The sequence below is a fragment of the Mesorhizobium sp. M0701 genome (assembly GCF_040320365.1).
GTDB lineage: Bacteria > Pseudomonadota > Alphaproteobacteria > Rhizobiales > Rhizobiaceae > Mesorhizobium.
On sequence record NZ_JAMYPO010000017.1, the window covers coordinates 15,721 to 37,364 of the forward strand.

At 63.9% G+C, this 21,644-nt stretch carries 19 protein-coding genes and 1 tRNA gene; 8 read left to right on the forward strand and 12 right to left on the reverse strand.

The window, feature by feature from the left end:
• Positions 1–276: 276 nt before the first annotated feature.
• Positions 277–350 (reverse strand) — tRNA-Gly (locus NKI24_RS17740).
• A gap of 131 nt (positions 351–481) precedes the next feature.
• Between NKI24_RS17740 and NKI24_RS17745 the strand changes: the two genes are divergently transcribed.
• Entirely contained in the window at positions 482–745 is a 264-nt protein-coding gene (locus tag NKI24_RS17745) for a DUF6460 domain-containing protein (RefSeq protein WP_023677362.1), read from the forward strand.
• A 4-nt stretch (positions 746–749) separates the two neighbouring features.
• Here NKI24_RS17745 and NKI24_RS17750 read toward each other — a convergent pair whose 3' ends face one another.
• Positions 750–1,652: a histone deacetylase family protein gene (locus NKI24_RS17750; protein WP_352747023.1), complete on the reverse strand. Its 903-nt coding sequence runs from the start codon at positions 1,650–1,652 to the stop codon at positions 750–752.
• A gap of 50 nt (positions 1,653–1,702) precedes the next feature.
• Here NKI24_RS17750 and NKI24_RS17755 point away from each other — a divergent pair, with 50 nt between their 5' ends.
• The gene (locus tag NKI24_RS17755; protein WP_352747157.1) at positions 1,703–3,127 is read left to right on the forward strand and encodes an MATE family efflux transporter; all 1,425 of its coding nucleotides are present in this window, start codon (positions 1,703–1,705) and stop codon (positions 3,125–3,127) included.
• Positions 3,128–3,130: 3 nt separating this feature from the next.
• On the opposite strand, the gene NKI24_RS17760 is transcribed toward NKI24_RS17755, so the two are convergent.
• Both NKI24_RS17760 and NKI24_RS17765 read right to left on the reverse strand, forming a co-directional pair.
• Positions 3,131–4,207: a quinone-dependent dihydroorotate dehydrogenase gene (locus tag NKI24_RS17760; RefSeq protein ID WP_352747025.1), complete on the reverse strand. Its 1,077-nt coding sequence runs from the start codon at positions 4,205–4,207 to the stop codon at positions 3,131–3,133.
• Positions 4,204–4,554: a DUF952 domain-containing protein gene (locus NKI24_RS17765; protein ID WP_023677366.1), complete on the reverse strand. Its 351-nt coding sequence runs from the start codon at positions 4,552–4,554 to the stop codon at positions 4,204–4,206. The genes NKI24_RS17760 and NKI24_RS17765 overlap by 4 nt, the downstream gene beginning before the upstream one ends.
• Before the next feature lie 126 nt (positions 4,555–4,680).
• Here NKI24_RS17765 and NKI24_RS17770 point away from each other — a divergent pair, with 126 nt between their 5' ends.
• Together NKI24_RS17770 and NKI24_RS17775 are read left to right on the forward strand one after the other, a co-directional pair.
• Positions 4,681–5,112, forward strand: a complete 432-nt coding sequence (locus NKI24_RS17770) for a hypothetical protein (protein WP_352448652.1) — start codon at positions 4,681–4,683, stop codon at positions 5,110–5,112.
• A gap of 118 nt (positions 5,113–5,230) precedes the next feature.
• Positions 5,231–5,893, forward strand: a complete 663-nt coding sequence (locus NKI24_RS17775) for a response regulator (protein WP_473556440.1) — start codon at positions 5,231–5,233, stop codon at positions 5,891–5,893.
• Positions 5,894–5,896: 3 nt separating this feature from the next.
• Here NKI24_RS17775 and NKI24_RS17780 read toward each other — a convergent pair whose 3' ends face one another.
• The gene (locus NKI24_RS17780; RefSeq protein ID WP_352747028.1) at positions 5,897–9,385 is read right to left on the reverse strand and encodes a PAS domain-containing hybrid sensor histidine kinase/response regulator; all 3,489 of its coding nucleotides are present in this window, start codon (positions 9,383–9,385) and stop codon (positions 5,897–5,899) included.
• Positions 9,386–9,617: 232 nt separating this feature from the next.
• Between NKI24_RS17780 and mscL the strand changes: the two genes are divergently transcribed.
• Together mscL and NKI24_RS17790 are read left to right on the forward strand one after the other, a co-directional pair.
• Positions 9,618–10,040: a large conductance mechanosensitive channel protein MscL gene (gene mscL, locus NKI24_RS17785; RefSeq protein WP_352457754.1), complete on the forward strand. Its 423-nt coding sequence runs from the start codon at positions 9,618–9,620 to the stop codon at positions 10,038–10,040.
• 111 nt (positions 10,041–10,151) lie between these two features.
• The gene (locus NKI24_RS17790) at positions 10,152–11,318 is read left to right on the forward strand and encodes a pyridoxal phosphate-dependent aminotransferase (protein WP_352747031.1); all 1,167 of its coding nucleotides are present in this window, start codon (positions 10,152–10,154) and stop codon (positions 11,316–11,318) included.
• Positions 11,319–11,467: 149 nt separating this feature from the next.
• Here NKI24_RS17790 and hemA read toward each other — a convergent pair whose 3' ends face one another.
• Entirely contained in the window at positions 11,468–12,745 is a 1,278-nt protein-coding gene (gene hemA / locus NKI24_RS17795; RefSeq protein ID WP_352448656.1) for a 5-aminolevulinate synthase, read from the reverse strand.
• A 265-nt stretch (positions 12,746–13,010) separates the two neighbouring features.
• Here hemA and galE point away from each other — a divergent pair, with 265 nt between their 5' ends.
• Positions 13,011–14,006 carry a UDP-glucose 4-epimerase GalE gene (galE, locus tag NKI24_RS17800; RefSeq protein WP_352448657.1) on the forward strand — a complete coding sequence of 332 codons (996 nt, stop codon included), beginning with the start codon at positions 13,011–13,013 and terminating at the stop codon, positions 14,004–14,006.
• A 44-nt stretch (positions 14,007–14,050) separates the two neighbouring features.
• Positions 14,051–15,301, forward strand: a complete 1,251-nt coding sequence (locus tag NKI24_RS17805) for a D-amino acid dehydrogenase (RefSeq protein WP_352448658.1) — start codon at positions 14,051–14,053, stop codon at positions 15,299–15,301.
• Positions 15,302–15,337: 36 nt separating this feature from the next.
• Here the strand turns inward: NKI24_RS17805 and NKI24_RS17810 are convergent, their stop codons facing one another.
• From NKI24_RS17810 to rhaS, 6 genes are all read right to left on the reverse strand, one after another.
• Positions 15,338–16,708 (reverse strand): FGGY-family carbohydrate kinase, encoded by a 1,371-nt coding sequence (locus tag NKI24_RS17810; RefSeq protein WP_352448659.1) that lies wholly within the window; start codon positions 16,706–16,708, stop codon positions 15,338–15,340.
• Positions 16,705–17,022, reverse strand: coding sequence for an L-rhamnose mutarotase (gene rhaM / locus NKI24_RS17815; RefSeq protein WP_352448660.1), 318 nt, complete (start codon positions 17,020–17,022; stop codon positions 16,705–16,707). Before rhaM ends, NKI24_RS17810 begins: the two co-directional genes overlap by 4 nt.
• Positions 17,022–18,023, reverse strand: a complete 1,002-nt coding sequence (locus NKI24_RS17820) for an ABC transporter permease (protein ID WP_352448661.1) — start codon at positions 18,021–18,023, stop codon at positions 17,022–17,024. The genes rhaM and NKI24_RS17820 overlap by 1 nt, the downstream gene beginning before the upstream one ends.
• Positions 18,020–18,997 (reverse strand): ABC transporter permease, encoded by a 978-nt coding sequence (locus NKI24_RS17825; protein WP_352744510.1) that lies wholly within the window; start codon positions 18,995–18,997, stop codon positions 18,020–18,022. The genes NKI24_RS17820 and NKI24_RS17825 overlap by 4 nt, the downstream gene beginning before the upstream one ends.
• On the reverse strand, positions 18,994–20,535 hold the full coding sequence (locus NKI24_RS17830) for a sugar ABC transporter ATP-binding protein (RefSeq protein WP_352747037.1): 1,542 nt from the start codon (positions 20,533–20,535) through the stop codon (positions 18,994–18,996). The genes NKI24_RS17825 and NKI24_RS17830 overlap by 4 nt, the downstream gene beginning before the upstream one ends.
• A gap of 83 nt (positions 20,536–20,618) precedes the next feature.
• Positions 20,619–21,614, reverse strand: a complete 996-nt coding sequence (gene rhaS, locus NKI24_RS17835) for a rhamnose ABC transporter substrate-binding protein (protein ID WP_352448664.1) — start codon at positions 21,612–21,614, stop codon at positions 20,619–20,621.
• Positions 21,615–21,644 lie beyond the last annotated feature (30 nt).

A 21,644-nucleotide genomic window follows, 5' to 3' on the forward strand; every position in this document is an offset into this window, starting at 1 on the left:
CCAGACGACCAGACAAGCCCGCCAGCAGCGGCGCCGATGCACGTCGGCCCTATTGTGTGATGCTCAAAAAAGCCCGCCAGCAGAAGCCAGCGGGCCAAGGGTAGACTTTCCGGTTGGGGTCATTCGAGGCCCCGCCGACCCTCAATGTGAGATATTCCACGAACTGGCACATCGGCCAAACAGATGAAAGACGGCTAGCCGGGCTGTAAAAACTGCCTGTAAATCCGCTGGTTTTCAGCTTGGCCAGAACAAGTGCAATGCACCGGGGGCAAAAGCTGGAGCGGGTAGCGGGAATCGAACCCGCGCGTTCAGCTTGGGAAGCTGACAAGCTACCATTACATCATACCCGCGCAGGTTCCTCCGATATCATGGCCCGGCGCCGATGCGCAATCCGGTTTGAGGGCTCGGCTTGATGCAGGGCTATCAACTGCGTATTTCTAGGCATGTGCCCGAATCGCGGCACCCGACTGTGGAGACAGGCTTGTCCGCACTGAACCGCTTTCTCGGCGATACGCCGCTCCGGGTGATCCTGAAGCTGCTTGTGGTGTCGTTCCTCGTCGGGCTGGTCATGAATGCCTTCGGCTGGTCGCCGATGGATGTGCTTTATGGCATTCGCAAATTCTTCATCGACCTGTGGAATTTGGGCTTCCACGCCATCGACCGCTTTCTCGGCTACATCCTGCTCGGTGCCGCGATCGTCGTGCCGGCCTTCATCCTGCTCAGGATCGCTAACTACCGGAAGTGAATTTTCAGGCGTAGCCCGCCGCCACCTCGAACAGGATGGCGTGCCGTGCAGCAAGTGCTGCGACATCCGTCGAATAGCCTCCGCCGATAACGCCGCATACCGGTATGCCAAGCGTGCGGAAATGGCGGATCACCATATCGTCGCGGGCGCGTAGCCCGTCATCCGTGAGCGACAACCTGCCGAGCCGGTCCTCGACATGGACATCGACGCCGGCATTGTAGAAGACGAGGTCCCAGCGCCTTCGCGCCGACAGCTCCGGCAGGATGGCGTCCAGCCACTCCAGATAGGCTGCATCGCCGGCGCCGTCTGACAGGGCGACATCGAGATCGGAGGCGATCTTGCGCGCGGGGTAGTTGCGGTCGCCATGCATGGAGAAGGTAAACACGCGCGGCTCGTCGTTCAGGATATCCGCCGTGCCGTCGCCCTGATGCACGTCGAGGTCGACGACCAGTATGTTTTGGACAGCAGCTTCGGCGAGCAGCACCAGCGCGGCAACGGCTACGTCGTTGAAGGTGCAGAAGCCGGCGCCTTGCGCGCGCCGTGCATGATGGCTGCCGCCGGCGGTGCTGCAGGCGATGCCGTTCAGCAACGCCAGCCGCGCTGCCAGCACCGTGCCGGCCGTTGCGAGCTGCGCCCTCAGCGAAACCCGCTGTCCAATAGGGAAACCGATCTCGCGCTCGATTCTCACCGGCACTTCGCAGGCAAGCACCTGGTCGACATAGTCTGCCGCGTGGGCAAGCTTCAGCCATGATGACCGCGCCGCCTCCGGCATGTTGAGCGCTTCGGGCTGCGCCAGGCCGCGTGCCCGCAAGGTATCCATCAGCAGCGGATATTTGCTCATCGGGAAGCGGTGGTTGACGGCGAAGCCGGCGTCGTAGTCGGGATGATGAACGATCTGCAAGGGCATGGGACGGGCGGTGCGCCAGAGGCGGGTTTCGGTTGACCATAGCGGCGCGGATGGTTGCGCGAGGTCCGCAAACTGGGGCACATCGGCTAGCCGATCAAGCCGCAACAGGAAGCAACACGCGTTTGGAGCAGGCTTTACCCACCGAAGTCCACGCCTCCGAAGCCAGGGCCTTCGTCGTCACCAACCGCTCGGTGCTCGCCATCGCCGTGCCGATGACGCTTGCCTATCTGACGACGCCGTTGCTCGGAATTGTCGACACGGCGGTGGTTGGGCAGTTCGGCGACGCCGCCCTTCTCGGCGGCCTTGCGGCCGGCGCCCTGATCTTCGACGTCGTTTTCACGACCTTCAACTTCCTGCGCTCCGGCACCACCGGCCTCGTCGCCCAGGCCTTCGGGCGCGGCGATGCGCTGGAGGAGCAGGCGGTGTTCTGGCGCGCCGTGCTGATCGCGGTCGTCGCCGGCGTCGTGCTTGCCGCGCTTGCGCCGCTGGTCTCCACCGCCGGGCAATGGTTCATAGGCGCCGAACCGCGCGTCAGCGCGGCGATGGACGTCTATATCCGCATCAGGATGCTCGCAGCACCGTTCTCGCTGATCAATTACGCCATCCTCGGTTACGTGCTTGGGCGCGGCGAGGGCGGGCTCGGGCTGATGCTGCAGTTGATACTGAACGGCATCAACATCGCCCTCTGCTTCCTGCTTGGCCTGGAGCTCGGCTGGGGCGTTGCCGGCGTTGCCTGGGCAACGGTCACCGGCGAATTCGTCGCCATGCTGCTTGGTCTCGCCATTGTCGGCCGGCGCTTTTGGGCGGCGCCCAGGCTGCCGCGCCACCGCGTCCTCGATCTGCCGGCATTCCTGCGCATGATGTCGCTCAATCGCGATATCATGATCCGCTCCTTTTCGCTGCTCGCCGCCTTCGCGCTGTTCACGCGCCAGGGCGCACAATTCGGCACTCTGACGCTGGCCGCCAACGCCGTGCTGATGAACCTCTTCCTGGTTGCCGGCTATTTCCTCGACGGTTTCGCCACCGCTGCTGAACAGCTCGCCGGGCGCGCCATAGGCGCCCGTGCCGCCACGGCGTTTGACCAGGCGGTGCGGCTGACGCTGCTTTGGGGGCTCGGGCTGGCGGGCGCGGCGACACTCTTCTTCTTGCTAGAGGGCACGGATCTGATCGCCCTTATCACGACCGCGACAGACGTCCGCGCCATCGCCGATATCTACCTGCCCTGGGCGGCGTTCACCGCGCTCAGCGGCCTGCTGGCTTTCGAGATGGATGGTGTTTTCATCGGCGCGACATGGTCGCGCGACATGCGCAACATGATGCTGTTGTCGTTCCTGTCGTTCAGCGCCGCGCTGCTGATTCTGGCGCCGGCCTTCGGCAATCACGGCTTGTGGGCGGCGTTGCATGTCTTCCTGCTGGTACGCGGCTTCAGCCTGCTCGCCATATTGCGGCTGCGGGTGCGCACAGCCTTTAACTGATCGCTAAAGCGGTTTCGCCGCCCAGTGATCGAGGCGGCTGTCGCGAAGCTCGCGCAGTGACTTCAGCCCTTGACTGTCCACGAAACGGGCCATGCCGGAAAGAATGCGCCCCGGCAGCGCAGGCCCGGCATAGATCATGCCGGTATAGAGCTGCACGAGATCGGCGCCGGCACGGATCTTTTCCAGCGCCGTCTCGGCGGAATCGACGCCGCCGACGCCGATGATAGTGGGATCCGGGCCAAGCAGTTTTCGCATCCTTGCCAGCACGATAGTCGAGCGCTCGAACAAGGGTTTCCCCGAAAGCCCGCCGGTCTCGCCGGCAAGGCCGGCGCTGCTCAGGCCGGCTCGCGCGATCGTTGTGTTGGAGACGATGACGCCGTCCATTTGCTTGTCGCTGATCTCGGCAGCGATGTCCTCAAGCTCGGCCTCGACCAGATCCGGCGCGATCTTGAGGAACACGGGCGGTTTTGCCGGTGCCGCCGCACGCGCGGCCATGACCCGCGACAGGAGCTCGCCAAGCTGTTCGCGCGCCTGCATGTTGCGCAGGCCCGGCGTGTTCGGCGAGGAGATATTGATTGTCAGATAGCCGGCGTATCGCGCGAACCGGATCACGCCGCGCTCATAATCACTGACGCGGTCGGCGCTGTCCTTGTTGGCGCCGATGTTGATGCCGACGATGCCGGGGCGGCCTTTTCGGGCGGCAAGACGCTTCTCTGCGGCGGCGTGGCCTTCATTGTTGAAGCCCAGCCGGTTGATCACTGCCCCGTCCGAAGGCAGCCGGAAGATGCGCGGCTTCGGATTGCCCGTCTGCGGCAGCGGCGTGATCGTGCCGACCTCGGCGAAGCCGAAGCCGAGGCCGAGCAGCGCGTCCGGCACTTCGGCATTCTTGTCGTAACCCGCGGCCATGCCGAGCGGGTTCGGGAAATCGAGCCCGCAACGGCTGACCTTTAACCTGTTGTCCTGCGGCGGACGACCGGCGACCGGCAGCCCGCATCTCAGCGCGGCAATCGACAGCCCATGCGCGGTTTCCGGATCGAGCGTGAACAGCAGTTTCTGGCCGATCCGGTCGAACGCGCTCATTCGGCCTCCAGCGCCGGGAATTCATGCCGGCCGTCAGCGCCGAGCGGCAATGCCTGCACCGAAACGACCGCATCGAGGCCGAGCCCGCCATAGAGATGCGGGAACAGGGCGCCGCCGCGCGAGACCTCATATTTCAGCGCATCGCCGAGGCGCGCGCTATCGACGGCGACCAGCAGCAACCGGCTTTGGCCGGCGAAATGTTTGGCCGCCGTTTCCCGAACCTGCCCGGCGGTAGAAAAATGGATGAAGCCGTCGGCGACGTCGATCGGCGCGCCGGTGAAGCCGCCTTCTCTTTCAGCCTCGCGCCACAGCGCCTCGGGAACTATCTTGTAGATGATCTCGGACATCGTTGCGCTATAGTCCGAACCGACCACGCGGGGAAGGGCAGGCCCGTGTTCTTCCCCATTTCAGGTTCATCCCCATTTCAGGCGCAAACTGTGATAGATTGCGCTGACTGGCTCATGGAGGAAAACATGCGTCTGAAACACGTCTTGATCCCCGCAGCACTGGTGTCGCTTGTCGCGGCGTCGGCCTTTTCCGAGGAAGCCGATCGCTACCGGTTGGAGAAATCGGCCAATGGCTATGTCCGCATGGATACGCAAACCGGCGCCATGTCGCTCTGCGAGGAACGCTCCGGCCAACTCGTCTGCAAGACGGCGGCCGACGAACGTGCCGCCCTACAAGATGAGGTCGACCGGCTGCAAAATTCGGTGAAGGCGCTCGACGAACGCGTCGCCAAGCTCGAAAATTCGCTTGCCGCGCGTTTCGAATCGACTTTGCCCAGCGAGGAGGATTTCAACAAGACGATGGGCTACATGGAGCGCTTCCTGCGCAGCTTCATGGACATCGTCAAGGACATGGACAAGGACGAAGACAGCGCCAAGCCCAATTCGCAAAAGACCTAGGCAATTCGCAAAAAGACCTGGGGCGGGAATAGCAAGCCGCCCACCCGAACAGCAGGCGTAGTGTTATGATCGTTCAGATCCTGCAAGGCGGAAAATCGCCAACGGGATTCGGGGAGGGATATCACCGTTGGGCTACACATTCGTCATTGCCGATGATCACCCGCTTTTTCGCGGTGCATTGAGGGAGGCTCTCGCGGGCATCGGAGACGTTGCCGCCATTCATGAGGCCGGCGATTTCGAAAGCGCCAAGGCGCTGGTCCTGGCCAATGAGGATGTCGATCTGGTGCTGCTCGATCTCTCGATGCCGGGGGCAAGCGGTCTTTCCGGCCTGATTTCGCTGCGCGGCATCCATCCGGCGGTGCCGATGATGGTGGTCTCGGCGCATGACGATCCGGTGACGATCCGGCGCGCGCTCGATCTCGGCGCCTCCGGCTTCATCTCCAAATCGGCCAGCATGGAGGAGATCCGCAATGCGGTGCAGTCGGTGCTCGCAGGTGATATCGCGGCACCCGCCGGGGTCGATCTCGGTGTCGAGCGCGATCCCGAGATTTCCGACCTGATCAAGCGGCTGCAGGCGCTGACCCCACAGCAGACGCGCGTGCTCGGCATGCTGGCTGAGGGACTGCTCAACAAGCAGATCGCCTATGAGCTCGGGGTCTCCGAAGCAACGATCAAAGCGCATGTCTCGGCCATCCTGCAGAAGCTCGGCGTCGACAGCCGCACTCAGGCGGTGATCCTTTTGTCCAAAATCGGCAGCGACCCGCTGCAGACGGCCGGCTGATTCCTATTCGGCCGCCGGCGCCAGCGGCCTGACCCTGGCCATCATCGAGCGCAGCATCGCCGGTTTCAGTGGTTTGCTGATCACCGGCACGTCCAGCCTGCCGGCAGCGGCGCGAACCTCGCTGGAGCGGTCGGCGGTGACCAGCACGGCCGGCAGGTCCTCGCCATGGATCGCACGCAACTGGGCGATCAATTCGAGGCCGGTCTTGTCGTCGAGATGATAGTCGGCAAGCACGATGTCCGGCCGATGCATGCCGGACCTCTCGAGATCCTCCGCGCCGGAAAGCGTGTCGACGCTGCAGCCCCAGCCCTCGAGCAGCAGCCGCATGCCGTCGAGGATGCGGGCGTCGTTGTCGATGCAGAGCACATGGAGCCCGGCAAGCGAGGCCGCGGCACGGGCAGGCGGCTTCGCCTCGGCCTCGCGCCGCGGTGCCTGCACGGCCACCACCGGCAGCAACACGGAAAAGCGTGTGCCCTTGCCTGGGTTGGAGAAGATCCGGATTTCGAGGCGCAGGACGCGGGCGATGCGGTCGACAATGGAGAGCCCAAGGCCGAGGCCTTCCGCCTCGCGTGCGCCCTCGTCCAGCCGGGTGAATTCGCGAAACACGGTGTTCAGCTGGTCGCCGGCAATGCCGATGCCGGTGTCGATAACCTGGATCTCGGCCAGTTCGCCGCGCCGCCGCGCGCCGACCAGGATGCGGCCACGGCGCGTATACTTGATGGCGTTGGAAACCAGGTTCTGGATCAGCCGGCGCAGCAGATTGCGGTCCGTCATGACGCTGAGCGACGACGGCATGATCGAGAGTTCGAGCTTCTTTTCGGCGGCAAGCGGCCGGAAGTCGTTGCCGATCTGGCGCAGCAGCCCGTCGAGGCCGAAGCTCGTATCGTCCGGCTTCATCGCGCCGGCATCGAGGCGCGAAATGTCGAGCACCGCACCGAGGATGGTCTCGACCGATTCCAGCGACGATTCGATGTTCATCGCCGCCTTGCCGGCAGGTCCCTTGCCGGTCTTCTCGATCAGCGACGAGCAATAGAGGCGGGCGGCGTTCAGCGGCTGCAGGATGTCGTGGCCGGCGGCAGCGAGGAAGCGGGTCTTGCCGAGATTGGCCTCCTCGGCCAGCATCTGCGCCTGCGCCAGCTCCTCGTTGACGCGGGTGAGCTCGGCGGTGCGGCTCTTCACCCGCTGTTCCAGGGATTCGTTGGCGCGCTTAAGCGCCAGATCCTGCTCGACACGTCCGGAAATGTCGGCGTAGGTGGCGACGATGCCGCCGTCCGGCATCGGATTGGAGCGCAATTCCAGGATGCGCCCGCTTGTCTTCAGCTCCATCTGCCATGGGCTGACGAAGCTGGTCAGGCGGTTGAGCATGGTGACGCGCTGGTCTGCCGGTATGTCACCGCGCTCGGCAAGGTGGCGCAGGATACGATCGAGTGAGACGCCGACCTGGCCCATCTCGTCGGGCAGGTCGAACAGCGCCCGGTACTGGCGGTTCCAGCAAATCAACCGGAAATCGCGGTCGAAGACAGTGATGCCCTGTTCCATCTGGTCGAGTGCGATCTGCAGCAGATCGCGATTGTGCTGCAGCGCCTCGGTGGCGTCGTCGAGCAGGCGGAAGGCGTCCTTGGATTCGCGGTCGTTGCGGCGCAGCAGCAGCGACAGGATCAGCCGCGCCGAGGATGAGCCGACGGCACTGGCCAGAAGCTGTTCGGAGAAGCGGATGACGTCCATGCTGGCCTGTTCGTTGCCGAGCAGGGAAGTGCCGCTGCTCTTTTCGAACGACTGAAAGGACCGCTCGGTCCGTTCGACACCGAGATAGCGCGCGATCGTGTCCTTGAGGTCGTTGACGGTAATGGTGGTGCGGAAGCGGCGCAGGCTGGGCAGCGGACCCGCTTCGCGCGGCACGAAGATCGACGCCTGGATGCGTTCCAGCGGCACCGACGCCCGCGACAGCGAGCCGAACACAAAAAACAGCGTGTTGATCGAGAGGCTCCACAGCACGCCATGGTTCAGCGGCTCGGCGACGGTGCCGAAAAGCGCTTGCGGCCGCAACGCATCTAAGCCGAACAGGCCGTGGACGAGGATGCCGGTATCGGGCGCGATGAGCGAGGGAAGCAGCAGCGTGTAGCTCCAGACGACGATGCCGGCGACCATGCCAAGTGCGGCACCCCGGCCGTTGGCGCCGCGCCAGACCAGGCCGCCGATCAACGCCGGCGCGAACTGCGCGATCGCGGCGAACGACATCAGGCCGATCGAGGACAGCCGCGCGCTGTTGGTGCTCTCGCGGTAGTAGAGGAAGGCGATAAACAGCATGATGAAGATCGCCGCCCGCCGTACATTGAGGATGAGCGTCGACCAGTCCTCGTTCTCGGAGGTCGTGGTCCGCAGCAATCGCCTCACGAACAGCGGAATGACCAGGTCGTTGGAGATCATGATCGACAGCGCGACGCTTTCGACGATCACCATTGCGGTCGCCGCCGACAGCCCGCCGATGAAGGCGGCCATGGCCAGCACGTCGTGGCCGCTGAACAGCGGCAGCGACAGCACGTAAAGGTCGCTGCTGGTCTTGGGGCCGACCAGTTCCAGGCCGGCCAATGCGATCGGCAGCACGAACAGGTTGATTGCCACCAGATAGAGCGGAAACACCCATGTCGCGGTGCGCAGCTCGGCCTCGCTGCGGTTTTCGACGATGGTGACGTAGAACTGGCGCGGCAGCATGAGGATGGCAAAGCCGCTCAGGCATGTCAGCACCAGCCAGGTAGCGAGCGAGGTGTTGTAGCCCATCGCCTGGCGCACCTTCGTGTTTTCGGCGAGCTGGTCGAACATATCGCCTGGCCCGCCGAAGATCAGGAACGTGACCATCAGGCCGATCGCCAGGAAGGCGGCGAGCTTGACCACGGTCTCGACCGCCACAGCCAGCACCAGCCCGTCCTGGTGCTCGGTGGCATCGGCATGGCGCGTGCCGAACAGCACCGCAAACAGCGCCAGCAGCATGGCCACGACCAGCGAGATGTCACTGACGAACGGATCGAACGACGGCGGCGAGCCGGTATAGTGCTCGACCATCAGGCTGACCGAGCCGGAGATGGCCTTCAATTGCAGCGCGATATACGGCACCGCGCCGATGGTCGCGATCAGCGTGGCGATCGCCGCGACAGCGAAGCTCTTGCCGTAGCGGGCACCGAGAAAGTCGGCGATCGAGGTGATCTTCTCGGTCTTGGCCAGCCTGACGATGCGCTGCAGCAGCGGAAAGCCGAACACGAACACCAGCACCGGTCCGATATAGATGCCGAGGAACTCGAGGCCGCGCTCGGAGGACAGGCCGACCGAGCCGAAGAAGGTCCAGGAGGTGCAGTAGATGGCGAGGCTGAGCGCATAGATAAAGGGCCGGGCGCGGCCAGGCCCGGATGAAGTCGAGCGCCGGTCGCCCAGGCTGGCGATGGCAAACAGCAACGTCACATAGGCGATCGCGATGATGACGATGAACCAGCCCTGCACGGCTCGAACTTCCTCCCTGCGCCGATTTTTTCATCCGGCCTTGCTGACGCAATCACAGCTTGGCCACCGAGTCCATCGCGGCTTTCGGCGCATTATGGCCGCGGCTTCGCGCAATCCAGGCCGGGGAAACACGTCTTTGCGCCTGTCGCAACCGCAGGTTTTTGCTATTCTGCCCGCCGGTCGATGCCGAGGCGTGGACGGCAGCACGGCCGGTCAGGACAAGGAGGGTCGAATGCTGAAAGAATTTCAGGAATTCATTTCCAGGGGCAATGTGATGGACCTGGCCGTCGCCGTCATCATTGGCGCTGCCTTCGGCAAGATCGTCACCTCGCTGGTCGACGACATCATCATGCCGGTCATCGGGGCGATTTTGGGCGGATTGGACTTCAACAACTACTTTCTGCCCTTGTCCTCGGCCGTTAACGCCACATCGCTGGCTGAGGCAAAGAAACAGGGCGCGGTCTTCGCCTATGGCAGCTTCATCACCGTGGCGCTGAACTTCCTTATCCTCGCCTTCATCATCTTCGTGATGGTCAAGGCGGTGAACAATCTGCGCCAGCGGCTGGAGCGTGAAAAACCGGCCGCCCCGGCCGCTCCGCCGCCGGCCGACGTCGCGCTGCTCACCGAAATTCGCGATCTCCTCGCCAGAAAGTAGCGCCTGCGGTAACTTTCTGGACCAAAACCCCGGTCGCTTGCGGCCGGGGTTTTCTGTTTTCGTCCGCCCTGAAACACGCTAGCAGTCGAGCAAACGAAAACGGACCCATCCATGACCCTGATCGATACTCTGCGCGCCGAAGCGCGGGCGGCGCCTGAAAGCGGCATTGTCGCCGTCATGAACCGTGGCCGCGGCCGCGACGGCATGATCCCGCTCTGGGCCGGCGAGGGCGACCTGCCGACGCCTGCCTTCATCACCGATGCAGCCGCCAAGGCACTCGCCGGCGGCGAGACCTTCTACACCTGGCAGCGGGGCATTCCCGAACTCAGGCAGGCGCTCGCCCGCTACTATACCAGGCATTTCGGCAAGACTTTCGCCAACGAGGAATTCATCGTCACCGGCTCCGGCATGCACGCCATCCAGATGGCCATCGATGCGGTGGCCGGCAAGGGCGACGAACTCGTCTACCTGTCGCCGGCATGGCCGAACTTCGCCGCCGCCGCCGGCGTCGCCGGCGCCGTGCCGGTCGCGGTCACGCTCGACCAGTCGGGCAATGGCTGGTCTTGCGATGCCGACAAGATCGCAGCGGCGATCACGCCACGGACCAAGGCGCTGTTCGTCAACACGCCGTCCAACCCGACCGGCTGGACCGCCGACAAGGAGACGCTGCAGGCGATCCTCGACCTTGCCCGTGAAAGGGGCCTGTGGATCATCGCCGACGAGATCTACTCGCTGTTTCATTACGGCCATGGCCGCGCGCCGTCCTTCATCGACATCATGGCCGATGAGGATCGCATCCTGTTCGTCAATTCCTTTTCCAAGAACTGGGCGATGACCGGCTGGCGCATCGGCTGGATCAAGATCCGTCCCGCCTTGCAGCAGGTGTTCGAGAACCTGGTCCAGTATTCGACGTCCGGCGTTGCGCAGTTCATGCAGCGCGGCGCCGTCGTTGCCCTCGATGAGGGCGACGCCTTCATCGTCGAGCAGGTGGAGCGGGCGAGGGCGGCGCGCGACCTGGTCTGCGGCATTCTCGCTACGACCGGCAGGGCGCGGTTCACCGTGCCGCAGGGCGCATTCTATCTGTTCTTCGCGGTCGACGGCATCTCCGATTCCCGCGCCGCCGCCTTCGACATGGTCGACCGCGCCAATGTCGGCCTGGCTCCCGGCACCGCCTTCGGCCCCGGCGGCGAAGCCTTCCTCAGGCTGTGCTTCCACCGCCGCCTCGACCAGCTCGAGGAAGCCGCACACCGGCTGGCGAAATGGATGAAGAGTGTGTGAGCTGCCTCGAAGCCCGAGTTGAAACTCGCTCCGGCAGTCAGCTGGCGTGGGTTTCGAGAACCGGAGCGCAGCGGACATTTCGGTCCGTGAGCACCGGAAGCGCAGAAAGCCGCGTCAGATGGCCGCCGCAGTAGAGTTTCAAACGGGCTTCAGCCGCCCGACTTCGGCACCAGCAGCGGAATGACGCGGTCGCTCTTGGCGACCGACGGTCGGCCCGCCGAACCGTAGGGAATCCCCAACGCATCCCATGTCTCGACCAGCGCGTCCTGCAGGGACGCAATCAACGCGTCCGAATGGAACGGTGTAGGCGTGATGCGCAGCCGCTCGGTGCCGCGCGGCACCGTCGGATAGTTGATCGGCTGGATATAGATGCCGTGCACACCGAGCAGGCGGTCGCTGGCCATCTTGCAGAGCTCGGGATCGCCGACCAGAAGGGGCACGATGTGGGTAGGCGACTCCATCACCGGCAGGCCGGCCGCGGCCAGCACTTGCTTGGTCCGTGTCGCCTGACGCAGCTGCGCATCGCGCTCGGCCTGCGAGCGCTTGAGATGGCGGATCGAGGTGGTTGCCGCGGCGGCGATCGCCGGCGGCAACGCCGTGGTGAAGATGAAGCCCGGCGCATAGGAGCGCACCGCGTCGATCACCGCAGTGTTGCCGGCGATGTAGCCGCCAAGCGTACCGAACGCCTTGGCCAGCGTGCCCTCGATGATGTCGATGCGGTCGGCCAGCCCTTCGCGCTCGGTGATGCCGCCGCCGCGCGGCCCGTACATGCCGACGGCGTGGACCTCGTCGATGTAGGTCATGGCGTTGTAGCGCTCGGCGAGATCGACGATCTGCTTGATCGGCGCGATGTCGCCGTCCATCGAATAGACGCTCTCGAAGACAATCAGCTTGGCGCGCTCGCGGCCGGCCGTCTGCAGCAGGCTTTCGAGATGCGCGACGTCGTTATGGCGGAAGATCTTCTTCTCGGCGCCTGAGCGCCGCACGCCCTCGATCATCGAAGCGTGGTTGAGCTCGTCCGAGATGATCAGGCAATTGGGAAGCAGCTTTGCAATGGTCGAGATCGACGCCTCGTTGGAAACGAAGCCGGAGGTGAAAACCAGTGCGGCTTCCTTGTCGTGCAGGTCGGCCAGCTCCAGTTCGAGCTCGACCAGCGGGTTGCTGGTGCCGGAAATGTTGCGGGTGCCGCCGGCCCCCGACCCCATCTTGCCTGCCGCCTTCTGGAACGCGGCAATGACGTCGGGATGCTGGCCCATGCCGAGATAGTCGTTGGAGCACCAGACGGTGATTTCCTCGGCGCGGCCATTGGCGCGCCAGATGGCGCGCGGGAATTTCCCGACGATACGCTCAAGGTCGGCGAAGACGCGGTAGCGACGCTCCGCATGGAGCTGGTCGATCGCTTCCTCGAAAAACCGCTGGTAATTCATGTCGCCTTCCCAGTTTTGCGCGGGATCATAGTCATTGGCCCATTCATCGTCCACCTGGCCTTTTTGGTCAAAATGCCACGCCCCGAGCCTGTTCCTAACGACCACGGAACGTGGCCTATTCCCTTGATGTGGATCAATCTTGTTTCAGGACAATGCCACGCGCCGATGAGACTGGTTACCGCAGGTTTTAATGGCCTGGCGGCAGATTTTCCAGTACGGCGACGATTGAGACAGTTCCGACAAATCATGAATAGCGAGGATGCGGATGACGGTTTTGGTGACAGGCGGTGCCGGCTATATCGGTAGCCATATGGTCTGGGAATTGCTGGACACGGGCGACAACGTCGTCGTCCTCGACCGGCTTTCCACCGGCTTTGAATGGGCGGTCGCCCCGGAAGCAAAGCTCGTCGTCGGCGACGTCGCCGACAGGGAACTGGTCGCCTCGATCATTCGCGACAATAAGGTCGACGCGATCATCCATTTCGCCGGCTCGATCGTGGTCCCCGAATCGGTCGCCGACCCGCTTGCCTATTACGAGAACAACACCTGCAAGACGCGCACCTTGATCGAGACCGCGGTGCGCGAAGGCGTGCCCAATTTCATCTTTTCCTCGACCGCCGCCGTCTATGGCGGCGCCGGCCTGGAGCCGGTGCGCGAGGATGCCCGGCTTGCGCCGGAATCGCCCTATGGCCTGTCCAAGCTGATGAGCGAATGGATGCTGCGCGACGCGGCGATTGCCCATGGGTTGCGCTATACGGCGCTGCGCTATTTCAACGTCGCCGGCGCCGATCCGAAGGGCCGCACCGGCCAATCGACGCCCGGTGCCACGCATCTGATCAAGGTCGCTTGCGAGACGGCGCTCGGCAAGCGCCCCTTCATGCAGGTGTTCGGCACCGACTATCCGACGCCGGACGGTACCTGCATGCGCGACTATATCCACGTCAGCGACCTGGCGGCGGCGCATCGGTTGGCGCTTCAGCGGCTGCGTGCCGGCGGATCGAGCCTGGTCGCCAATTGTGGTTACAGCCACGGCTATTCGGTGCTCGAGGTCATCGACAGCGTCCGCCGCGTCTTCGGCCATGATTTCGACGTGCGGATGGGCGATCGCCGCGCCGGCGACGCCGCCGCGGTCGTCGCCAATTCGGAGCTGGCGCGCGGCGAGCTCGGCTGGACCCCGCAGCGCGACAACCTCGACCAGATCGTTGCCGATGCGCTTGCCTGGGAGCGCATCCTGACCAGCAAGAATTCGGCTCTGGGGTGAAGAAGGGCTCTCCGCAAAGGTTGGCTCAGCGCGCTGGGGGCGGAATGAAAATCCTGGTGCTTGGGGCCGGCGTCGTCGGTACGGCGGCGGCCTATTATCTGGCCAGCGACGGCCATGAGGTGACGGTGATCGAGCGCCATCCGGCGGCGGCACGCGGCACCAGCCGGTCGAATGCCGGCCTGGTGTCGCCCGGAGACGCCACCGCCTGGGCCTCGCCAGGCGCGCTGAAGACGTTCCTGCGCGGCCTCTACAACCACGATCTCGGCATCAAGGTGCGGCTGCGCTTCGATCCGTATTTTTTCGCCTGGAGCCTGCGCTTCCTGCGCCAGTGCACGCATAAGCGCATGCGCGCCAACACCGACGTCAAGCTTCGTCTGGCGCTCTATTCGCGCGACTGCATCAACGCCGTCTCGGCCGAAACCGGCATCCACTATGACGAGCGCAAGAAAGGCATTCTCTATTTCTTCCGCTCGCAGCAGAGCTTCGATACCGGCACCGACAATTATCGCTATCTCGGCGAACACGGCCTGCCGATCGAGATCGTCGGCCGCGACCGGCTGGTCGAGCTCGAGCCCGGCCTTGCCGGCGCCAAGGACAAGATAGCCGGCGGCGTCTATTCGCCGATTGACCAGACCGGCGACTCCAGCCAATTCACGCAGCGCCTCGCTGCCTATGCTGCCGAGAAACTCGGCGTCCAATTCCTCTACGGCACCACGGTCGAAGGCCTCGACATCGACGGCGACCGGGTGCGCGCCGTGATGACCTCGGCCGGCCCGGTGGCCGGTGACGCGGTGGTCATTTCCATGGGGCCGGAGAGCGGTCTGCTCGGCCGCCGCTACGGCATCGATCTGCCCGTCTATCCCGTGAAGGGCTATACCGTGACTGTTCCGCTGGAAGATGAAAACAAGGGGCCGATCATGGGTGGCGCCGACGAGGACCGGCTGATCGGCTATTCCAGGCTGGGAAATCGGCTGCGGATGTCCTCGACGGCGGAGTTCACCGGGTTCGACCGCACGTTCAAGCCACGCGATTTCAACTCGATCCTGAACACCGGCAAGGACCTGTTCCCCGGCGCTTTCGACGAGAGCAAGGCTGAGCTCTGGGCTGGACTTCGCCCGATGATGCCGAACTCCGTGCCGGTCATCGGACGGGCGCGGTACGACAATCTCTACCTCGACACCGGCCACGGCCATCTCGGCTGGACCATGGCCTGCGGTTCGGGAAAATTCCTTGCTGACGTGGTCGCCGGCCGCAAGCCGGAGATCGATCCGCAAGGATTGCTCTACGTGGGCTAGGCATCTCCGGACATCAGGGCGCCATGAGCTCGGCGGTCAGGCTCGTTCGTCGACCGCCGAACGCCAGGAGCGCACGTAACTGGTCCAGAGTGGATCGGCCGACGGTTCGGTCCTTTCGCCTCTGCCTTGCGGTGTCCCCTGGTCCGACGCCAGCAAGGCGGCGCCGATGCTGGTGCCTGTCGCAGCCTCGGAGGCAATGACGGCGCGCGCCGCCGCCGCAGCCAGCATGCGGGTGAACAGCCGGTTGCGGGCGAAGGGTCCTTCGACGATGGTGGGACCGTCCGCGCCGATCAGGTCGAGGCAGGTCGCGGTCATCAGCGCCAGGTAGAACGAGATGGCGACAAAGCGCTGGCCGACGCTCATACCGTCCGCGTTAAGCCATGATGCGGTATGATGCGGAAACGGCCCCGAACCCTGTTGGGTCGAGGGCAATAGGGACGTCTTGCGCGCTAGCACCGTGGCAACATCGTCTTCCGTCCAGTTCTCCGATTGGCCCTCGGTCAGCACGGAAAACTCGCGGCCACCCATGAAGCGCGCCGAGGGCACGGGATCGCCGAGCGCGTTGACATTGACCAGCGTATCGCGTGCCGGGTCGAGCGCGATCTTGTTGCCGCCGACTGCCATCGACACCACCCAGGTGCCGGTCGAGACCACGGAGAAAGGCGGTCTGTCGGACAGGAGATGCGGCAGCAGCGAGGCGTTGGAATCGTGCAGGCCGCAAAACACCGGCGTTTGCGGGTCGAGGCCGGTTTGCCGCGCGAGAGCGGGCAGGATCGGGCCCAAGCGGTCCTTGGCCTGCCGCACCGGCGCCATTAGCCGGCGCCATTGCAGCCGGTCGACCAGCGACGAAAAATCCGCTTTCCACGGGTTCCACAGATCGGTGTGGCAGCCGAGCGAAGTCACCTCGCTGGCGGCGACGCCGGTCAGGCGCAAGGCCCAGTATTGCGGATACATCAGGATCGCGGCGGTTCTGGCGAAATCCGCCGGAAAGCGCTTCTGCTGCCAGAACAGCTGCGCGCCGAGATTGAGGCCGGCCGGCAGGCGCGGCGTGCCGGTCTCGGAGAACGCCGGACGGATCGTGTCATAGTCCCCGGCAAGGGCATCCGGCCCGTCGAATTCGTAGTCGAGCACCGGCAGCGCCAGTTCGCCTGATGCGTCGACCAGCACGCCCGTAGCGCCATGGGTGGTGATCGATATCGCATCGATGCGCTGCTCGCGATCGATCTCGGCCAGGCTGCCAAGGATAAACGCCCATAACCGCTCGACGTCATGGTGCGGGTACGGGCCTTGCCGAACCGGCTCGTTCACCATCCTGCGCAGCGCGACTTCGCTTGCCGCGGCAAGATCGACCAGCGCCACCTTGGCGTTGGTCTTGCCGATATCGATGACGGCGACGTGGCGGGTCATTCCATATGGAACATTGTTTCCAGCGGCACCGCCACCGGCTCGTTGTTCGGCTTGGTCTCCATGATGTCCGCCATCTCGGCCCACCAACGCTGCATCACCGGATGCTTCGGCAATTCGTCCATGCCATGGTCGTCACGGCGCCACAGCACGCCGAACAAGGTGTTGGTCTCTTCGTCGAGATGGATCGAGTAATCGGAGATACCGGCCTGCTTGAGCAGCGCGACCAGCGACGGCCAGATGTCGTCGTGGCGCCTCTTGTATTCGGCCTTCATGCCCGGATTGAGCTTCATCTTGAACGCGTATTTCTCCGGCATCAGGCAAAGCGCTCCCGCCGTACTCGCCGCCACAGGATCGGCAGCGCGATGACGATGATCAGCAGCAGGCCGATGAAGATCGACATAACGATCCCCGGCACGTTGAGCAGGCCGAGGCCGAAGGTCACCAGTCCCATGATGAAGGCGGCCAGCACCACACCCAGAATGCTGCCGGCGCCGCCCAGGATGCTGACGCCGCCGAGCACCACCATGGTGATGACTTCCAGCTCGTAGCCCTGTGCGATGGACGGCCGGGTCGAGCCGAGCCGCGATGTGATCAGCACCGAGGCGATGCCCGCCATCAGGCCGGTCAGGCAAAACAGGATGAATTTGATACGGCCGACGCGTACGCCGGAAAACTGCGCCGCGACCGGGTTGTTGCCGATGGCAAAGACCCGGCGGCCGAAGCTCGTCCGGTGCAGAAGGAACCAGTAGACGACTGCCGCGATCAGGAAAAGCGTCAGTTCGAACGACACCACCCACCAGACATAGCCCTGGCCGAAGAAGGCGAAGCTCGCGGGATAGCCCTTGTAGGCCTGGTCGCCCAGGATGATGAAGGCAATGCCGCGAAACAGGCTCATCGTGCCGATGGTGACGACGATCGACGGCAAGCCGAGCCTGGTGACGAGCAGTCCGTTGAAGGCGCCGCAGCCGAGCCCGACGACGAGGCCGATTGCCACCAGTTCAGGCATGCCGGCGCCGGCCTGCACCGCCATGCCCATCATTGTTGACGCCAGCGCGATGATGGCGGCCACCGACAGGTCGATTTCGCCGGAGATGATCAGCAGCGCCATGGCCAGCGCGATCAGCGCCTTTTCCGTGAAGTTGAAGGTCAGGTCCGACAGCGACCACGCGTCGAGGAAATAGGGCGAGGCAAAGCTGTTGACGGCAAAGATGGCAACCGCCACGACGACCAGCAGCGCCTCCCATGAGAAGATCGCCGACGTCAGCGGCTTGTCGAGCCGGTCGGGAATATGGCGTGGGGCAGGGGTGTCGGTCATGCCGCTTCCGCCTTCTTGAGGATGATGCGGCCTTGCCGGCGTTCGCCGCGCGCGTTGAGCACCACGGCCAGGATGATGGCGCTGCCTGAAATCGCCATCTGCCAGAACGGTGAGATGTTGATCACCGGCAGCGCGTTGGAGATGATGCCGAGGAACAGCGCGCCGAGCACCGCGCCGCCGACCGAACCGATGCCGCCGGCAATCGAAATGCCGCCGATGACGCAGGCGGCGATGATATTGAGCTCATAGCCGTTAGCGACCTCGACCGAGGCGATGACGTAGCGCGAGATCCACAGATAGCCGCAGAGGCCGCCGATCATCCCCGAGATGCAGAAGACGATGAATTTCGTCCGGCCGACATCGATGCCGGCATAGACCGATGCTGTCGGGTTGACGCCAATGGCATAGATCGAGCGGCCGAGCGCGGTGCGAGTCATCACGAGGAAGAACAGTGCAATAACCAGCAGGGCGATCCACGACAGTACCGGAATGCCGAGGAAAGCCGCGCGCTGCAACCCGATGAAATCAGCGCTCATCTGGTCGGCGTTGACCCAGGCGCCGCCTGAAATGACGAACGTGGCGCCGCGGTAGATGGTGAGGGTGCCGAGCGTTACCACGATCGAGGGAATGTTCAGCCGCCATACCAGCAGGCCGTTGATGGCGCCGAGCACCAGGCCGACCAGAAGTGCGATGACGATCAGCAGCGGGATCGGGATCGCCGGATGCGCGGCGTTCAGCATTGCCACCACCATGCCGGTGAAGCAGAGATTTGAAGCCATCGACAGGTCGATCGAGCGGGTCAGGATGACGACCATCTGGCCGAGCGCCAGGATCATCAGGATCGACGTGTCGTTGAACACCTGGCGCAGGTTGGCCGGATCGGCAAAACCTGGAAACCGCGTGGAGATCAGCCCGATCAGCACGACGATTGCCGCCAGCAGCCAGACCTCGCGGCATTTGAGAAGAGCCTTCATGCCGCGATCCCCGCTGCCGTCCTGACCAAGGTTTCGGCGTCGAGCCCTTTATTGTCATAGACCGCGGCAATGCGGCCCTCGCGCATAACGACGACGCGGTCCGACATGCCGAGGATTTCCGGCAATTCGGACGACACCATGATCACCGACAGGCCTTGCGCGACGAGCTCGGCCATGAAGCCGTGCACGGCCGCCTTCGAGCCGATGTCGATGCCCTTGGTCGGCTCGTCCAGGATGATCACCTTGGGCGCGGTCGCCAGCCATTTGGCGATGACGATCTTCTGCTGGTTGCCGCCCGACAGCGTGCCGACGTCCTGGCTGAGCGAGGAGGCGCGCAGATCGAGCCGCTCGGTATAGGAGCGGGCCAGCGCGAACTCTTCGGCCAGCCGCAATATGCCGGATTTGGATGTCCGTTTGAGCGAGGGCAGCGAGACATTCTGGAAGATCGGCAGGCCGATCACCACGCCTTGCTTGCCGCGCTCCTCCGGCACATAGACGATGCCGGCGTAGATCGAATCCGCCGCCGATTTCGGCGCGATTGCCTTACCCTCCAGCGTGATCGTGCCGCCGCTGGTGCGGGTGATGCCTGATATCGCCTGCATCACCTCGCTGCGCCCGGCGCCGACAAGGCCGTAGAAGCCGAGGATTTCGCCCCTGTGCAGCTCGAAGCCTATGTCGTCGAACTCGGTCGGGTGCGACAGGCCGGAGACGGCCAGCACCGGCGCGCCGATCTCGGCCTTGCGCTGCGGAAAGATGTGATCGACCGAGCGGCCGACCATCATGCGCACGATCTGGCTCTGGCCGGCGTCCTTGATCAGGCCTTCGCCGACCATCTCGCCGTCGCGGAACACGGTATAGCGGTCGGCGATGCGGTAGATCTCATCGAATTTGTGGCTGATGAACAGGATCGCCTTGCCGTCGCTCTTGAGGAATTCGATCAGCAGGAAAAGCTCTTCGATCTCCTTCATCGAAAGCGCTGCCGTCGGCTCGTCCATGATGACGATTCGCGCGTCGATGGACATGGCGCGGGCAACCGCGACTAGGTGCTTGTTGGCAATGCCGAGATCCTTCAGCCTGGCGTCGGCGTCGATATGGCCGGCGCCCATCGTGTCGAGCACCTCGCGGGCATTCTTGCGCATGGTGCGCCAGTCGATGGTTTTGAAACGCGTGCGCGGCGCATGGCCGAGGAAGATGTTTTCGGCCACCGTCAGGTCGTCGAACAGCACGGTTTCCTGGTGGATGGCGGTGATGCCATGCCCGAACGCGGCGTGGGCGCTGGGCAGTGTGACCGGCTGGCCGTCGATGCTGATCGTGCCAGCATCCGGCTGGTAGATGCCGGTCATGATCTTGACCAGCGTCGACTTGCCGGCACCGTTTTCGCCGATCAGCGCGGTTACCTGGCCGGGATAGAGCGACAGGCCGACATTGTGCAGCGCCCGCACGCCGGGAAAGCTTTTCGAGATGGCGGACAGCGTCAGGCGCGGTCCGGATGACAAAGGCGCTTCATTTGCCACTTCGTGCTGGGCTGTCGTGTCCATAATCGTATCAAGCCCTGTAGCAAGGTTCGTTTGAAAGCGCGGCGGAACGTGAGCCCCGCCGCACCGTTTCGAAGGTCCCAGGATCAATAGATCTTGGAGAACTTTTCGATGTTCGACTTGTCGAACTGGAAGGGAGGAGCCATCGCAGCCGAGTTGGTGTCGTCGAGCGTGACCTTGCCGACGCGGCCGATCGACAGCGTAGCACCGGGCTTGGCCTCTTCCTTCTTCACCGCCAGGTCGTGGGCGAGGTAGACGGCGGAGTAGCCGAGATCGATCGGGTTCCACAGCGCAACCGCCTGGCTGGCGCCATTGTCGATGAACTTCTTGAACTCCGACGGCAGCGCCAGGCCGGTGACGTTGACCTTGCCGATCAGGCCTTCATCGGTCACCACCTGCGCGGCGGCAACGACGCCGACGGTGGTCGGTGCGATGATCGCCTTGAGGTTCGGATAGGACTTCAGCAGGCCCTTGGCTTCGTCCGTGCTCTTGGCCGAGTCGTCGTCGCCATAGACGGTGGCGACGAGCTTGATCTTGGGGAACTTCTCCGGCAGCACCTTCTTGGCCGCGTCGATCCAGGCATTCTGGTTGGTCGCGGTCGAAGAAGCCGACAGGATGGCGACATCGCCGCCTTCCGGCAGGTAGTCGGCGGCCAGCTTGATGATGGTCTCACCGATCAGGTTGGTATCGGAGGGGTTGAGGTGAAGCTGGCGTCCTTCCGGCGCGACGCCTGAATCCCACGAGATGACGGTAATGCCGCGCTGCATCGCCTTCTTCAGCACTGGCACCAGCGCGTCGGCGTCGTTCGCCGAAATGGCGATGGCATTGACCTTCTGGGCGATCAGCGAATTGACCACTTCGATCTGCGCTTCGGCGGTCGCCTTGGTCGGGCCGGTGTAGATGATGTCGACATCGCCGAGCTCCTTGGCCGCCTCTTCGGCGCCCTTGTTGGCGGCGTCGAAGAAGCCGTTGCCGAGCGACTTCACCACCAGCGCGATCTTGACGTTTTCGGCGTAGGCGGCATTCACGAACATGGCAGCGGAGAACGCCGCCGTAACCATCAATTTCTTCAGAAAGCTCATCGAATATCCTCCCTTGAGCGTTGCATTCCA